The organism is Kribbella sp. NPDC050124 (assembly GCF_044460355.1).
Taxonomy (GTDB): Bacteria; Actinomycetota; Actinomycetes; order Propionibacteriales; family Kribbellaceae; genus Kribbella.
In genome coordinates, this window is the sequence record NZ_JBITJU010000023.1 from 137,252 (window position 1) to 151,180 (window position 13,929).

15 protein-coding genes are annotated in these 13,929 nt (G+C 68.8%); 9 read left to right on the forward strand and 6 right to left on the reverse strand.

From position 1 onward, the window contains the following. Positions 1-132: 132 nt before the first annotated feature. Positions 133-639 carry a glutathione peroxidase gene (locus tag ACIBL3_RS37130; protein WP_396358586.1) on the reverse strand — a complete coding sequence of 169 codons (507 nt, stop codon included), beginning with the start codon at positions 637-639 and terminating at the stop codon, positions 133-135. Between the two features lie 48 nt (positions 640-687). Continuing rightward, complete coding sequence (lexA, locus tag ACIBL3_RS37135) at positions 688-1,479, reverse strand: transcriptional repressor LexA (protein WP_396358587.1); 792 nt, start codon at positions 1,477-1,479, stop codon at positions 688-690. A 354-nt stretch (positions 1,480-1,833) separates the two neighbouring features. Between lexA and ACIBL3_RS37140 the strand changes: the two genes are divergently transcribed. Next, positions 1,834-2,355: a LysM peptidoglycan-binding domain-containing protein gene (locus tag ACIBL3_RS37140; protein WP_396358588.1), complete on the forward strand. Its 522-nt coding sequence runs from the start codon at positions 1,834-1,836 to the stop codon at positions 2,353-2,355. Between the two features lie 17 nt (positions 2,356-2,372). On the opposite strand, the gene ubiG is transcribed toward ACIBL3_RS37140, so the two are convergent. Further along, the gene (gene ubiG / locus ACIBL3_RS37145; RefSeq protein ID WP_396358589.1) at positions 2,373-3,152 is read right to left on the reverse strand and encodes a bifunctional 2-polyprenyl-6-hydroxyphenol methylase/3-demethylubiquinol 3-O-methyltransferase UbiG; all 780 of its coding nucleotides are present in this window, start codon (positions 3,150-3,152) and stop codon (positions 2,373-2,375) included. A 33-nt stretch (positions 3,153-3,185) separates the two neighbouring features. After that, positions 3,186-3,755: a GNAT family N-acetyltransferase gene (locus tag ACIBL3_RS37150; protein WP_396358590.1), complete on the reverse strand. Its 570-nt coding sequence runs from the start codon at positions 3,753-3,755 to the stop codon at positions 3,186-3,188. 72 nt (positions 3,756-3,827) lie between these two features. Here ACIBL3_RS37150 and ACIBL3_RS37155 point away from each other — a divergent pair, with 72 nt between their 5' ends. After that, complete coding sequence (locus ACIBL3_RS37155; RefSeq protein WP_396358591.1) at positions 3,828-4,427, forward strand: TetR/AcrR family transcriptional regulator; 600 nt, start codon at positions 3,828-3,830, stop codon at positions 4,425-4,427. Here the strand turns inward: ACIBL3_RS37155 and ACIBL3_RS37160 are convergent. After that, complete coding sequence (locus tag ACIBL3_RS37160) at positions 4,410-5,360, reverse strand: nucleoside hydrolase (protein ID WP_396358592.1); 951 nt, start codon at positions 5,358-5,360, stop codon at positions 4,410-4,412. The genes ACIBL3_RS37155 and ACIBL3_RS37160 overlap by 18 nt on opposite strands. 97 nt (positions 5,361-5,457) lie before the next feature. On the opposite strand from ACIBL3_RS37160, the gene ACIBL3_RS37165 reads away from it, so the two are divergent. After that, positions 5,458-7,311: a glycerophosphodiester phosphodiesterase gene (locus ACIBL3_RS37165; protein WP_396358593.1), complete on the forward strand. Its 1,854-nt coding sequence runs from the start codon at positions 5,458-5,460 to the stop codon at positions 7,309-7,311. A 61-nt stretch (positions 7,312-7,372) separates the two neighbouring features. On the opposite strand, the gene ACIBL3_RS37170 is transcribed toward ACIBL3_RS37165, so the two are convergent. Then, positions 7,373-8,053: a GntR family transcriptional regulator gene (locus ACIBL3_RS37170; RefSeq protein ID WP_396358594.1), complete on the reverse strand. Its 681-nt coding sequence runs from the start codon at positions 8,051-8,053 to the stop codon at positions 7,373-7,375. Positions 8,054-8,320: 267 nt separating this feature from the next. On the opposite strand from ACIBL3_RS37170, the gene ACIBL3_RS37175 reads away from it, so the two are divergent. Genes ACIBL3_RS37175 through ACIBL3_RS37200 form a run of 6 tightly spaced genes read left to right on the forward strand, consistent with a single transcriptional unit; the run spans position 8,321 to position 13,828 of the window. Continuing rightward, positions 8,321-8,824 (forward strand): carbohydrate ABC transporter permease, encoded by a 504-nt coding sequence (locus ACIBL3_RS37175; RefSeq protein WP_396358595.1) that lies wholly within the window; start codon positions 8,321-8,323, stop codon positions 8,822-8,824. A gap of 1 nt (position 8,825) precedes the next feature. Further along, positions 8,826-10,553 carry a glycoside hydrolase gene (locus ACIBL3_RS37180; protein WP_396358596.1) on the forward strand — a complete coding sequence of 576 codons (1,728 nt, stop codon included), beginning with the start codon at positions 8,826-8,828 and terminating at the stop codon, positions 10,551-10,553. After that, positions 10,553-10,765: an aldehyde dehydrogenase family protein gene (locus tag ACIBL3_RS37185; RefSeq protein ID WP_396358597.1), complete on the forward strand. Its 213-nt coding sequence runs from the start codon at positions 10,553-10,555 to the stop codon at positions 10,763-10,765. The genes ACIBL3_RS37180 and ACIBL3_RS37185 overlap by 1 nt, the downstream gene beginning before the upstream one ends. Then, on the forward strand, positions 10,711-11,265 hold the full coding sequence (locus tag ACIBL3_RS37190) for an aldehyde dehydrogenase family protein (protein ID WP_396358598.1): 555 nt from the start codon (positions 10,711-10,713) through the stop codon (positions 11,263-11,265). The genes ACIBL3_RS37185 and ACIBL3_RS37190 overlap by 55 nt, the downstream gene beginning before the upstream one ends. After that, positions 11,262-12,146 carry a dihydrodipicolinate synthase family protein gene (locus ACIBL3_RS37195; protein WP_396358599.1) on the forward strand — a complete coding sequence of 295 codons (885 nt, stop codon included), beginning with the start codon at positions 11,262-11,264 and terminating at the stop codon, positions 12,144-12,146. Before ACIBL3_RS37190 ends, ACIBL3_RS37195 begins: the two co-directional genes overlap by 4 nt. Then, entirely contained in the window at positions 12,143-13,828 is a 1,686-nt protein-coding gene (locus ACIBL3_RS37200) for a dihydroxy-acid dehydratase (RefSeq protein ID WP_396358600.1), read from the forward strand. Before ACIBL3_RS37195 ends, ACIBL3_RS37200 begins: the two co-directional genes overlap by 4 nt. Positions 13,829-13,929 lie beyond the last annotated feature (101 nt).

The window sequence follows — 13,929 nt, forward strand, 5'->3', positions numbered from 1 at the left end:
CGGTGCGACGGATGGTGTTCAGGTGTCTCATTGCCGGGAAGGTTTCAGGCAATGCCGGCAGGAACTCTGGTGCTTTTTCACGTCAACTGCTGCCTGCCGCGGAATCGCCGCCACGATTCCGCCCGAGGTGAGTCAGTCGTTCGCTTCCCTCGACGGTGCGGGAACCGCCAGGGCCGCCTCGATCTTGTCGGCCAATTTCTCGGGGGAATGGGTCGGCGCGTACCGTGCGATCACCCCGCCGTCCCGCCCGATCAGGAACTTGGTGAAGTTCCACTTGATCCGCCCGCCCAGCAGACCGCCCTGCTCACGCTTCAGCCAGTTGTACAGCGGCAGCGTCTTCGAGCCGTTGACGTCGATCTTGGCGAACATCGGGAACGTGACGTGATAGATCGTCGAACAGAAGTTCGCGATCTCGTTCTCGTCACCAGGCTCCTGGTGGCCGAACTGGTCGCAGGGGAAGCCAAGCACCGAGAAGCCCTGACGCCGGTACGTCTTGTAGAGCCTCTGAAGTCCGGTGTACTGCGGGGTCTGGCTGCACTGCGACGCCGTGTTCACCACCAGGAGCACCTGGTCGCGGAAATCGGCAAGCGACTGTTCATTGCCTTCTATCCGCCGTGCGCTGAAGTCATAGACAGTCATGACTCAATGCTGACACGACACGCCCGACTTCGCTCGCCGTCTGAGATGTCAGACTCGGCGCAGAACTGTTACGACCTTTCCGAGAATGATCGCGTCCTTGCCGTCGATCGGTTCGAACGCTTGGTTGTGTGGTAGCAGCAGGATCTCGGTCTTGGTCTTCTTGAACGTCTTCACCGTCGCCTCGCCGTCGATCATGGCAGCGACGATGTCACCGTTGTCCGCGGTCGGCTGCTGGCGGACCACGACCCAGTCGCCGTCGCAGATCGCCGCGTCGATCATCGACTCACCCTTGACCCGGAGCATGAACAGCGTGCCCTCGCCGACCATTGCCTTGGGCAACGGGAAGACCTCTTCGATCTCCTGCTCGGCCAGGATCGGGCCACCGGCGGCGATCCGGCCGACGACCGGCACGTACGCCGCGTCCGGGTGCACGTCGCCGGCGCCGGTCTCGTCGTACGACGTCTGGCGCACCGAGCCGAGCGTGGACCGGCGGGCGGCGGCGTCGACCTCGCCGGGGTAGCGGACCTCGATCGCGCGCGGGCGGTTCGGGTCGCGGCGGAGCAGGCCCTTCTGCTCCAGCACGCGCAGCTGGTGCGACACCGAGGAGGAACTGGTCAGCCCGACCCGCTCACCGATCTCGCGCATCGACGGCGGGTAGCCGCGGCGGTCGACGGAGTCGCGGATGACGTCCAGGACCCGGCGCTGGCGCGGGGTCAGCCCGGTCGCGTCGGCCGGGCCGTCGGGCAGCTCGGTCACGGTCTGCTCCGCGACGGTCTGGTCCGTGACAGTTCGGTCCGTGGTCGGGTCGTCCTTGCTGGAACCGCTCGGCGTCCTGGCCATCGGTGGTTGCTCCTCGGGTCGGGCCGGCGGTCCGCCGGCCGAGCTTGCTCGACTGACATGACCGTAGACCGAATCCTGAGATTCTTCAAACATCTGTTCGAAGGCGTGTCGGTTCGCACGTCTGTTCGTGTGTCCGGTTATAAGGCGCGCGCGAGCCCCTGGGAATTTCCCGGGCGTGTCCTGGTTGGAGGTGGTTGCGTGACGGGTGCCTGTCGGTTAATCATTCGTACAGGCGTTCGATCGAACAGGTGTTCGGGCCGGGTTGCCAGCCGGGTCTCCGGAAACTGTCGGAGGCGGCCGGTAGACAGGGATCGACACCGCAGGACGAGGTCTGAACGAGGTCTGGAGGATCCGATGAGCACAGCGGCGACAGGCGCGGCGGCGCTGGTGACCGACGGCGCGACGGCCTTGGCGCCGACGGCCCCGGTCCGGCGTTGGTCACCCGAGACGGCCCCTGACGCCCGGCCTCGCCGCCGGCCGAGGATCGCCGGCACAACGACCGAGCGTCTTCCAGTCCGTGCCTGCTCCGGTGATGAGATCGGCCGCCACGATCGGCGCCAAGCGGTCGCGGAGGCGCCGTTGCGGTTGACGCGGCGTGGGCGGATGCTGCTCACCGCGCTGTCGGTGCTCGTGTTCGGTTCGGCCATCGTGGTGCTGGGGTTGCGGATCACCGGCGTCCTCGAGCCGGGGCCGAATTTCACCCACACCGTTCCGGTCCAGGTCGCGCCCGGCGAGTCGCTGTGGTCGATCGCCCAGGAGACGAACCCGACCCAGGATCCCGCCATCGTGGTCGAGAAGATCGCCGACCTGAACAACCTGGCCACCGCGGCTGACGTCGTGCCGGGCCAGACCCTGCAGATCCCGATCGCCCGCTGACCGGGGTTGCCCTGCGACTAGCTGGCCTTGACGGCGTACCCCATGTAGGAGACCGAGGTGTCCTTCACCTCGCCGACGTCCATCGAGCGACTCAGCTGACCGAAGCTGATCCGCCCCTGCCGCGCTTGGGCGAAGTTCCACAGCAGCGCCGCCTTGTTCGACCGCGGTCCGAGCCCGGTGATCTCGCCGAGCCGCATCCGGTGCCGGCGCAGTACTTTCTCGAGTTCTGTCGGCTTGATGAACAGCTCCCAGGAGTGCAGTTCGGTGTCGACCACCCGGGTGAGGCGCCACTCCTGCATGACCTTGATCGCCAGCACCTTCGACGCGGTGGTCCGATTGATCGTGTCGAACAGGTAGACCCCACCGGGCTTGAGGATCCGGGCGGTCTCGCCGATCACCCGATCCAGGTCGGACACGTGCTCGAGGACGTCACAGCAGTACGCGAGGTCGAAGGTCCCGTCGGCCAGCGGCAGCCGCTCACCGGTGGCGATCGCGTACCCGATCCCGAGCCCGCCGCCCGAGTCGGCGTGCCGCCGGGCGGTCCTGATCGAGATCGCGGACGGGTCGATGCCGGTGACCGCGCAGCCGAGCCGCGCGAACTCCTCGGCCATGAACCCGCCGCCGCACCCGACGTCCAGCGCCCTCAGCCCAGCCGGCTCCAGCCCGATCCGGTCCAGGACGGCGCGGAAGTACGCGAACCGTCCCGGGGTGAAGCTCCCGTGCAGCATGTTCAGCGGGTTGGCCTCGTCCCACCAACTGTCGCCGATCCGGTTGTAGATCTGGTTGTCGATCCCCACCCCAACCACCCCCGCCACCAGTAAACCAGCAGGTCAGGACCGGGTACGGCGCCATTCGTCGGCCCGCAGCGCGTAGACGTACTCGCTGGCCCACTCGCCCTTGAAGAACGCGCACTCGATCAGATGCCCCTCCCGGCGCATCCCGAGTCGCTCGAGCAGGATCGCCGACGCGGTGTTGCGGTCGTCGAGAATCGCGCAGATCCGGTGCAGCCCGAGGTCTTCGAAACCGAGCCGGAGGACCTCGCGCGCCGCCTCGGAGGCGTACCCCTTGCCGTGGTAGTCGGTGTGCAGCGCGTACCCGATCTCACCCTGCCGATCGGTGTCGCTCGCCCACTTCAGCAGCACCTCGCCGATCACCGTCCCCGTCTCGCGAAGCTCAATAGCGAGCACCAGCCACTGACCCGGCTCGGTCAGCGCGTCCTGGGTGAGCTTGGCCTCGAGCGCCTTCCGGGTCTGCTCGCGGTCCCGCACCGGCCACGGCGTGTACCGCACCACCTCCGGTCGGGAGTGGAACGCGAACAGGTCGTCCAGGTCGTCCCTCCGGTGCGGCCGCAGGTCCAGCCGCTCGGTGCGCAACGGGTAGGTCGGGCGTAGTCCAGGCACGGTGCCGTCCTTCAGAGTAGGCTGTCTAACGATATTAGACAGCCCGATCGGGCTCGCCGACAACGAGGTTTCGTGACCGAACGACGTGATCCTTCGTCCCACACTGCGGCCGGCATCTCGGTGCACGCGATCGCCGACGCGGCGCTGACCGTCATCCAGGCCGACGGCGTCCACGGGTTGACCATGCGCTCGGTGGCCGAGCGCCTCCGCGTCCGCGCGCCGTCGCTCTACCACCACGTCCGGAACAAGGGTGAGTTGCTCGACCTGGTCGCCCGGAACGCGTTCGACCAGTTCGTCGCCGCGGACCGGACGGCGTACGACGAGGTCCGCAGCGTCGACGACTGGATCGAGGTGACGACGGCCGGCGCGCTCGAGTTGCGGGACTTCTACGCCGGCCATCCCGGTCTGGCCGGCCTGATCCAGGCCAAGGCAACGCCCGATCGCGACCAGGGCGACGGATCGCGTGCGGAACTCGTCCGGACCCAGATCCGGTCCCTGGTCGCCCTCGGCGTACCAGAACCGCAGGCGCGGGCCGTCTTCGAGACCAGCGCGCACTGGACACTCGCGGCCGTGGTGGCCGAGCCGACCGAGCCCGACCGCTTCGCCGCCGGCCTCGACCTGTTCATGGCAGGCGTCCGCGCCCGTCTGGTGGAGCTACTTGACCGTGCCTAGCCAGAGGTCGGCGTACCGCGTGGCGTCCACCGCCGTCGCCACCTGTACGACGGTTGGCGCCTGGCCATGCGGATCGCTGGTGAGGTCGGCGGTCCAATCGCGGGTGTCGACGATCGTCCGCCCCCGCGACCAACTGCCGGACAGCTCCACCCGCAGCGGGAACGCCTGGGTGGTGAGACCGGCCGGGTCGATCACCGCGCAGACCGCACCGCCATCGCCGATGCTCGCGCCCTCGGCCGCGTACAGCTCGCTGCGCTTCTCGATCAGCTTCCGGGCCAGCTCGGCACTCGGTGAACCGCCGAGCGACTTGGCCTGGTCCAGCGAGATCACCACGTCGTAGAAGACGTCCAGCCCGTACATCGTCACCGGTACGCCGAGCTCGGCGGCGGCGCTCAGCACGATCGCGGCCGCCTCCGGGTCGGTCCAGATGTTGAACTCCGCCGAGGCCGTCGCGTTCCCGATCCCGGCTGCGCCGCCCATGAACACGATCTCGCGCAGGCCTGCCGCGGCGTCCGGGTACGTGCTGAGCAGCAGCGCGATGTTCGTCATCGGTGCGAGCGGGATCAGCGTCACCAGCTCGCCTGACGCGGCGGCCGCACGGAGCACGTCGCGAAGGAGTTCGACCGCGTGGCCGGTGCCCGCCGTACGGGTGGAACGCGGCCAGTCGAGGTTGCCGAGTCCGTCGGCGCCATGCACGTGGGGTGCGGTGCGGACGGGTTGCAGCAGCGGCACCGCGGCTCCAGCCGCCACCGGTACGTCGGGACGCCCGGCAGCATCCAGCACCGTCAAAGTGTTGGCCACAACGTCATCCAGCCCGACGTTGCCCCCTACGCACGTCACTGCCTTCAGGTCGAGCTCGGGGTGGCGGGCGGCGAGCAGGAGCGCGCAGGCATCGTCCAGCCCGGTGTCGACGTCGAGAATCACCGGTTTCATGCCGCCATCCTCACCCATCGGTGGATCCACCCGGCGTTGGCGGTCAATTCATCACACGCTCTGGTGCTGTTGGTGCCGGTTTCCTACGGTCCTGGCCATGATGCTCATGTCACGCCGCCCCCGTGCAGTACTGGCCGCGCTCGCCACCGGAGCCACCATTACCGCTTTCCTGGTCGCACCCACAGCCGTCGCGGAGCCGCTTGCCGAGCCCACGCCGACGGTCAAGGAGACCTTCGACGGCACCACGTTGCCCGCCGGCTGGACGCCCGTCGACGGCACCTGGAAGGTGCAGAACGGCCGGCTCGTCGGTACGTCGGCCAGCTCGAGCCAGCAGAGCCGGATCACCTTCGGCAGCCCGCTGACCGACTTCCGGATCGAGAGCCGCCTGCGCTTCGAGTCCGCCCTCGACGGCGCCCGTTGGGTCGCGTTCGGGCTCGACCTCGCCGCGAGCGGCGCGGTCCCGTGGTCGATCGCGACGCTGCGGAACGGCTCGACCGCCACCAACGGCCTCGAGTTCGCCCAGCGCACAGCCGCCAACACCTGGAACGTGACCGACACCGCCGCCGCGCCGATCCAGGTCGGCGTCGGCAAGGAGGTCGCCGTCGCGGTCGAGGTCCGCGGCACCCGTGCCACGTGGTACGTCGACGGTCGCGAGTCGCTGCGCACCACGATGGTGAACCGCAGTACGACGGGAGTGCAGGGACTGCTCGTCAACGGGGCGACTGTCTCGTTCGACGACCTGACTGTCACGCCGTTGGCGAAGGAGTCGTTCATCCGCAAGCCGGGTGCGCCGCTGCGAGTGTGGGCACACCGTGGAGGTTCGTCGGCCGCTCCGGAGAACACCGCCGCGTCGGACGAGGTCGCCCGCCGGGCCCGGGCCGAGTGGATCGAGAACGACGTCCAGCCGACGAAGGACGGCGTACCGGTGATCCTGCACGACACCACCGTCGACCGCACCACCGACGGGACCGGCGCGGTCCGGTCGCTGACTGCCGAGCAGGTCTCCGGTCTGGACGCGGGATCATGGTTCGCCCCTGCGTACGTCGGTCAGCGGGTGCCGACTCTGGCGTCGCAGCTCGACGGACTCAAGACGCGCGGCGGCAACCTGCTGCTCGAGGTCAAGGGTGAGCACACCCGCGCTTCGGTCGAGCGGATCGTGCAGGAGATCCACAGCCGGGGGATGAGCAGCCGGGTGTTCGTGCAGAGCTTCGAGCCGCAGCACCTGCGCTGGGTCCGTGAGCTCGCGCCGGAGCTGCCGCTCGGCCTGCTGCGGTCGACACTCGACCCGGATCCGGTCACGATCGCCAAGGACCTGGAACTGTCCGCGTACAACCCGTCCGACGCCGCCTTCCAGACCCGGCCGGGGATCGTCGCCGACCTGCACGCGGCCGGCGTTGCGGTGAACGTGTGGACCGTGGACGACGCGACCCGCTGGAACGCGCTGGAGAAGGCCGGCGTCGACGGCATCATCACCAACCGCCCGGCCGAGCTGGCCGGCTGGAACGCCGCTTTCGCGCAGCGGGTCAAGCCGGCCGCGACCATCCTCAGCCCGGGTGCGGGGGAGCGGGTCGACCGCGCCCAGCAGCTGCGTGTTGCGGTCGGCAACAACTCCGCGGAGCCGGTGACGATCACGCTCGACGGTGCGTCGATTGTCAACGGTTCGATTGTCGACACCACCGCAGTGACCGCCGGCAAGCACGTGCTGAAGGCGACCGTTGCCGGGTCGACCGTCGAGAGCAGCTTCGAGGTGGTCGCGACCCCGACCGGTCTCGCGAACCTGATCCTGACCTCCGGCGCGACCCCGTCGACCGTCTCGACGCTGACGACGCTGCTCGGTCAGCAGCAGTACGCCGTACTCGCGTCCTACGCGAACACGCCGGCCGCACGCGGCCTGACCGCCGTACGCCGCCAGCAGATCATCGCCGAGGCGACCGCCCTCGCCGCCCGCTGACCCAGTTTGTGCACCGTTCGAGCACGGCACGCTGAGCCTGATGCTCGGGCGGTGCACAAAGTCAGCTGTGGCGCGCGGCGATGAGGCGGTGGTAGGCGCCGGTGAGGTGGTTGTCGATCGCCTCGGCGGCGGCCGTCGCGTCGCCGCCGGCGATGATGTCGCGGATCGCCTTGTGCTCGGCGTACGCGATCTCGTGGAAGTCCGGCCGGGCGACGTGCCGCGAGTACAGGAACATCGCGACCTGGCTGCGGATCTGCTGCCACGCCCGGTCCAGCCGGGCGTGCGCGGCGGCCTGGTACAGCACGTCGTGGAACGCGAAGTCCAGATCCAGCGCGGCCTGCGGCTCGTAGTCCGGCCCGAGCGCCCGCATCTTCTCGAGTACGTCGTCCATCGTCGCCAGGTGGGCGTCCGTCAGCCGGGGGAGTGCCCGCCTGACCGCCAGTTGCTCCAGGCTCAGCCGGAGCGTGTAGATCTCCTCGACGTCCTCGTCGGTCAGTGAGATCACCTGAGCGCCGCGGTGCCGCCGCAGTACGACGAGACCCTCGCGCTCCAGCTCGATCAGCGCCTCGCGGATCGGGCCCCGGCTCATGTCGAGAGCGGTCGCCAGCTCACCCTCGGGCAGGTGCTGGCCGGGCGCGAGCGCGCCGCTGACGATCATCTGCCGCAGCGCCGGTACGACGGTCGCCCACAACGCCGGACTGCGCTCGGCCTGCCGGGCGAGCTGATCGAGCGGTCCACCCACGAGATTCCTCCATCGATGTAAATCGTCGATTGTTAACCATTGACTTTTGACAACGCCGAGATCAGGCTAACTGGCAGACCCCCACCACGGCGAGCCCCCGACGCCGGCGACCCCGGCCCCGCGCTCACCCCGCGCCGGATCGGCTGTTCTTCAGTTCCCCGCTCGACCTCGACTCACGTCAGAGGGAGACCCCGTGCTGCCCACCTACCGCCCGAAAAGGCTCACGACCCCGACCAACAGCAGACCAGCAACGCGGCCGTCCTGGGGTTGCTGCTGGCGACGATGCTGATCCCGGGTGAGGTCGTGCTCGTGCCGCTCTTCCAGCAGTTCCGCGAGCTCGGCCTGCTGAACACGTACGGCGCCTTGGCGCTGCCGCACATCGTGTCGCTGCTGGGCGTCGTACTCGTCCGGCAGTTCATCGTGAACCTGCCCGACGACCTGATCGACGCTGCCCGGGTCGACGGAGCCGGACCGTGGCAGACGTATCGGCACATCGTCGTACCGCTGATCCGCCCGGCCCTGGCGACGCTCGGGATCCTGGTGTTCCTGGGCAGCTGGAACGACTTCCTCTGGCCGCTGATCTCGACGAGCTCGCCGAGTATGCAGACCCTGCCGCTGGCGCTCGTCACGTTCCGGTCCGCGTACGGCGACGTCGACTACGGCGTCGTGATGGCCTCGGCGGCGCTCGCGATCACGCCTCCGCTTCTCGTCTTCTTCCTCGCCCAGCGATTCATCATCGCCGGAATCAGCACGACCGGACTGAAAGGTTGACATGACCCAGGATTCAGCGCAGAACGCCTCTCCTAGCGACGTTCAACGTCTTCCCTACGCCCCTTCTGACCCCTCCGCTACACCACTGCGCACGGCTCGCGTCACCGTCGACGCGGCGTCCGACGCCGGCGTACTCGACCGGCCCTGGGCCAGCCTCGGGTACGACGAGATCAACTGGACATACACGCCGCAGGGCCGCCGGACTTTGCAGACAATCGGACGATTCGCGGAGACGCCGTACCACGTCCGTCCGCACAACATCTTCAACAGCGGCACCGGTCTCGGGCTGCCGCACTGGGGCAGCGGCAACGTCTACCACGAGGACGCGGACGGCAAGCCGTACTACGACTTCACCATCGCCGACCTCACGTACGACGCGATCGTCGGCGCCGGCCACCATCCGCTGGTCGAGCTCGCCTTCACCCCGCTCGCCCTGGTGCCCGAGTCCGCCAAGGCGGAGTTCCCCTTCGAGAACAGCCCCAGCCAGTACAGCGCCTACGAGGCCGGCTGGTGGTCGTACCCGCCGAAGGACTACGCGAGGTGGGGTGGCCTGGTCGCGGCTCTCGTCGAGCACTGCCTGGAGCGGTACGGCGCCGACGAGGTCAAGCACTGGCTCTGGGAACTGTGGAACGAGCCGGACATCTCCTACTGGCGCGGCACACCGCAGCAGTTCCACGACCTGTACGACGTCACTGTCAAAGCGATCCGGGACGTCTACCCGGAGGCACGGGTCGGTGGGCCGGCCGTGACCGGCGGCGACCGGGGTGCCGTGTTCCTGCACGGCTTCCTGCAGGCCTGCGCCGACCGCGACCTGCCCGTCGACTTCGTGTCCTTCCACACCAAGGGCTCGCACTTCACGCCCTGGCGTACCTACGGCCCGATCGGCGCGCCGGCGCCCGAGCAGCAGTCGCCGTCGACCCCGAAGATGCTCCGGGAGATCGACCGCGCGCTGCGTGTCATCGAGCAGTTCCCGCAGTACGTCGACGCGCCGGTGATCGTGGACGAGTGCGACGCGTCGGTGCCCGCGCACTGGGGGATCTACGACAACGCGAACTTCGCCTACCGCAACAACGAGTACTACCCGGTGTTCCAGGCGAAGCTGATGAAGAAGGTGCTCGACCTCAACGCGCAGCATGCCGCGAAGGTGCGTGAGGCAACCACCTGGAGCTTCTCGATGGAGGGCGAGCGCTACTTCGAGGGCACCCGGAGCTTCGTCACGGCGTCGGGGATCGAGAAGCCGCTGATGAACGCCTACCGGGCCTTCGCGCACCTCGGCGACCGGCGGCTGGCCGCGACCTCGGACCAGTCCGCGGACGTGTCCGATATCAGTGCCCTGGGCAACGGACTGCCGGAGGAGGTCGACGTCGTCGCGAGCCGCAGCTCGTCCGACGGCAGCGTCGCGATCCTGGTCTGGCGGCACACCGACGACCAGTACGCCGATGGCAAGTCGTCGACTCGCGTTGACCTCGAGGTCAGCGGGCTCGAGACCGGCGCGTGGACCGCGCAGCACTACCGGATCGACCACAGCCACAGCAACAGCCACACCGTCTGGCAGGACCTGGGCGCCCCGCAGGACCCGACCCCTGACGAGCTGGCGAAGATCACCTCCCGGCAGGGGCTCGAGCGCTTCACCGACGACAGCGTGGTGCAGGTCGATGGCGTGCTGGGACTGCACCTGGAGCTTCCACTCCCGTCGTTGAGCCTCGTGATCCTGACCAAGGTGGCCTGATGTTCATCGGTGGTGTCTGGCGCGAGGCGTCCGACGGCCGGACCATCGACGTACTGAATCCGGCCACCGAGGAGGTCGTTGCCCAGGCCCCCAATGCGTCGGACGCGGACCTGGACGACGCCCTGGCCGCGGCGGCGTCCGGCTTCGCGCCGGCCAGGTGTGCATCTCGCCGAGCCGGATCTTCGCCCAGCGGTCGATCGTCGACAATCTGATTGCAGGCGTGCTGGAGCGAGTCGACGGGCTGGAGATCGGGCCGTTGGCCACTGCGCGCCGACGGGACGCAGTCGCCGCGTTGGTCGAATCGAGTGGTGCCAAGGTGCACTCCGGCGGGGTGCGACCCGACGGTCCGGGGTTCTTCTACCCACCGACCGTGCTGACCGACATCCCGGCCGATGCGGCGGTGCTCCGCGACGGGCCGTTCGGGCCGGTCCTTCCGATCCTTCCGTTCGACGACCTCGAGGACGGGCTCGCGCTGGCGAACGCGGTGCCGTACGGCTTGGCGGCGTACGTGTTCACGGAGGACCTGCAACGCGCCGACGCCGCGGTCGCAGGGCTGGATGCGGGCATGATCGGTGTCAACGAGGTGGCCCTGGCGTCCGCGGCCTCACCGTTCGGTGGGGTGAAGCTGTCCGGGTACGGCAGGGAAGGTGGCACCGAAAGCCTGGATGCGTACACGGTGGCCACTGCGGTGACGACGAAAGGAGCTCCATGACGTTGGATCCTGGGGTGTGGGGCGTGCTGGCGACGCCGTTGACGGCGGACGGCTCGGCGGTCGATACCGAGTCGCTGGCCCGGCAGGTCAGGCACTACGAGGCGATCGGCGCGACCGGGCTGACCGTGCTCGGCGTCTTCGGTGAAGCGGCCCGGCTGACCCCGGCGGAACGGCTCACGGTGGTGGAGACCGTCGTCGCATCCGGAGGACTCCCGCTCGTGATCGGAGTCAGCGCACTCTCGGTGGACGAGGTATGCGCGGAAGCCGCGAATGTCCTGCCGGCGGCCGGATCGCGGCTCGCCGGACTGATGGTTCAAGTGAACTCCAGCGATCCGGCTGCCCTGAGCAAACACCTCAACGCGGTCGCCGATCGCACCGAGCGACCGCTGGTCGTGCAGGACTACCCGGTGATCAGCGGGATCCCGATCGCGACCGCCGATCTGGTGGCCGCCGTACGTCAGGTCCCGTCGGTCGTCGCGGTCAAGTCCGAGTCGTCGCCGAGCCCACCCGCGGTCGCGGAATTGGCTGCCGGGCTCGACGTGCCGATCTTCGGTGGGCTCGGCGGCACCTGCCTGCTCGACGAACTCGCCGTCGGCGCGGCCGGCGCGATGACCGGATTCTCCGTTCCTGAAGGGCTTCTTGCGTGCGTCAAGGCGTTCCGGCTCGGTGGTTTCGACGCTGCGCGTGAGGTTTGGCGCGACTACCTCCCACTGGTCAACTTCGAGTTCCAGACCGGCATCGCCCTCGCCCTACGCAAACGCAGCCTGGTCTTACGTGGCCTGATCTCGTACGACGCCGTCCGCCCACCGGCCGCCGTACCCCCAGAAAGCATGCTCCGCCTCCTGGCCGAACACCTCCGCCGCACACCGGGTCTTGTATGAGTGGGATCTACCGCGGTCTCGTCAGCTACGGCGACCGGGACTTCTCCCGCTTCCTCCGACGCGCCTTCCTGCATGCCAGCGGCCGATCGCCGGAGTCGCTGGACCGTCCGGTGGTCGGAATCGCCACCTCCACCAGCGACTTCAACCCCTGCCACCGGCAGCAGCCAGAGCTGATCCAGTCCGTGGCCCGCGGCATCATCGCGGCCGGCGGGCTGCCGATGGAGTTCCCGACCATCTCGCTGGGCGAGAGCTTCCTCGAGCCGACCGCGATGGTCTACCGCAACCTGATGGCGATGGACGTCGAGGAGCTCGTCCGAGCACAGCCGATGGACGCCGTCGTCCTCGTCGGCGGATGCGACAAGACCGTTCCAGCCCAGCTCATGGGCGCCTTCTCGGCCGGTCGGCCCGCGATCCAGCTCGTCACCGGGCCAATGTCGACCGGCCGCTACCAGGGCGAGCGGCTGGGGGCATGCACCGACTGCAGGCGATTCTGGGCGCGCTACCGGGCCAGTGAGGTCTCCGACGCCGAGATCGGCCGGGTAGAGCGGAACCTGGCGACCACTGCCGGCACCTGTGCGGTCATGGGGACCGCCTCCACGATGGCCTGCATCGTGGAGGCTCTCGGCATGGCCTTACCCGACAGCGCTGCCGCACCAGCCGTGCACGCCGACCGGCTACGCGTCGGCGAGGCAACAGGTGCAGCCGCTGTGTCCATTGCTGAAGCCGGCCGCACACCGGACCAGGTGGTCACGGCTGCCTCTGTCCGCAACGCACTACGTGTGCTGCTGGCGATCGGTGGGTCTACTAATGCGCTGATCCACCTAACCGCCATGGCTGGACGGCTCGGTCTGGCGATCGATCCGGATGAGCTGAACGAGCTGAGTGAGACCACACCGGTGCTGGTGGAGCTCAAGCCGACCGGTGCGCACTACATGGAGGATCTACATGCCTCTGGCGGACTCCCCGCCGTACTGCATGAGCTGAGGGACCTACTGGACCTGTCTGCCCGCACAGTGACGGGCGAGACGCTGGGGGAGCGGCTCGGCTCCGGTCCTACCTGGGTGGACCGAGAGGTGGTACGGCCGCTGGACGCACCGAGCCGGGAGAAGGGCGGACTGGTCTGGTTGCGCGGCTCGCTGGCGCCGTCCGGTGCGCTGATCAAGCGGTCCGCCGCTGATCCATCACTCTTCGAGACCACTGGGCGTGCTGTGGTCTTCAGCTCGCTCGAAGACCTTGCGGCCCGCGTCGACGACCCGGACCTCGCCGTCGAGGCGTCCGACGTACTGGTGCTGCAGAATGCCGGTCCGCTCGGCGCCGGCATGCCCGAGGCCGGGTACCTGCCCATCCCGGCCAAGCTGGCGCGGTCCGGCGTACGGGACATGGTCCGGATCTCCGACGCCCGGATGAGCGGTACGGCGTACGGCACGATCGTGCTCCACGTCACGCCGGAGGCCGCGCTCGGCGGGCCGCTGGCGCTGGTCCGCACCGGCGACCGGATCCGGCTGTCGGTCTCCGAGGCGCGCCTGGACCTGCTCGTCGCGCCCGAGGAGCTGGAGAAGCGCCGGACCGAGCTGCCGAAGCTCGAAACGCCGCCGGTGACCGGCTACCGAAAGTTGTTCAGCGACCACGTCCTGGGAGCGGACCAGGGCTGCGATTTCGACTTCTGCCGACCCGCCTCCTGACCCGCCTCCCGACCCGCCTACTGGCCCGTCTGCGGGCCCATAGTTTGCGCCTCGAAGGGGTCATCGCGGCGACGCCACGCGGGACTACACGGGGCCGCGCG